General features: G+C 51.7%; 1 protein-coding gene. It reads right to left on the bottom strand.

What is annotated here, in order from left to right; all coding sequences use genetic code 11:
- Positions 1–37: 37 nt before the first annotated feature.
- Positions 38–970 carry an IS110 family RNA-guided transposase gene (locus BMI79_RS22830; protein WP_076944412.1) on the bottom strand — a complete coding sequence of 311 codons (933 nt, stop codon included), beginning with the start codon at positions 968–970 and terminating at the stop codon, positions 38–40.
- Between the last annotated feature and the right edge of the window lie 194 nt (positions 971–1,164).

Raw genomic sequence — 1,164 nt, 5'->3', positions numbered from 1 at the left:
AGGGAGAGCAGCTGTGTTTAAAGTCAATGGGTGATGATTAATTTGTCACCCATTGCCTATTATCTCGCAGCATCGCGTTTAATATCGTTAACAGCTTTCTGATGCACGCTGTTAACGCCACTTTCTTCGCTTTACCTCGTGCAACCAGCCTGTCATAGAACTCTTTTATCGTCTTATTGCTACGCGTTGCCGACAACGTTGCCATGTAAAGCGCCGCTCTCACCGCCGAACGACCGCCCCAGATCGTTCGCTGCCCTTTCATTTTCCCACTTTCATGGGCGTACGGGCACACGCCAACTAACGCACTGATTTCTCTCCGTGTCAGCTTACCTAGCTCCGGTAACAACGCCAGTAACGTCGACACCGTCACTTTGCCTAACCCTTTAACCTCTTCGAGCAACCTGGCTTTCTCCTGCCAGACTGGCATCACCTTCAGTTGTCGGTGTATATCATCGTCAATATCGCTAATCTGCTGATTCAGCCAATTGACATGGGCATGTATCGATTGGCTGGCCTCGTATAACGCACCCTCAAGCCTGTTAAGCTCCGCTGTGCGGATCTCTATCAACTGACGCCGCCGCGTTACCATTCCCGCCAGACGTTGAGTTTGAACATCGTTTTGTTCCCTCACTGGCGGCTCTATCGCCTGGGCAAAGCGGCATAACACGGCAGCATCTATCGTGTCTGTTTTCGCCCGTTTTCCCAACGCTCGGGCAAAATTCTTGACCTGCCGGGGATTAACGACCGCTACGGGCAATGTCTTCAACGTGAGCGCTGCGCAAAGTGGCCCATGATATTTACCTGTCGCCTCCATGGCGATCAGCTCGACCTCATAGGTCTCAAGCAAGGAGATTAACGCCTGATGCCCTGAGGGCGTATTGTCAAATTGAGCAATACGAGGGTCTGTGTTGATAAACACGTCGAACTTCTCTTTGGCGATGTCAATACCGACGTAAGTCTTTTGCTTCATCTCATGTCTCCCAGCCTTGCGTGATACGGACTGACAGCATCGTCGTCCAGGCAGCTGTTCGGGCTCATCATGAAACCGACGTGGCGCAATAAGCTCTCCCACGGGCTTGGTGTCCCAGAGGGCGTACGTGCTGCCACGCCGGGTAAGAACACGGTACAACCTATCTTTTTACATCAACTACAAACATACAAGGG

It is taken from the genome of Serratia oryzae (genome assembly GCF_001976145.1).
Classification (GTDB): Bacteria; Pseudomonadota; Gammaproteobacteria; order Enterobacterales; family Enterobacteriaceae; genus Chania; species Chania oryzae.
This window is presented reverse-complemented; position numbering and strand designations above follow the sequence as displayed.

What these genes read in the sequence shown, in the direction of transcription:
- BMI79_RS22830 (WP_076944412.1), bottom strand. Translation starts at nt 970, where the DNA reads ATGAAGCAAAAGACTTACGTCGGTATTGACATCGCCAAAGAGAAGTTC.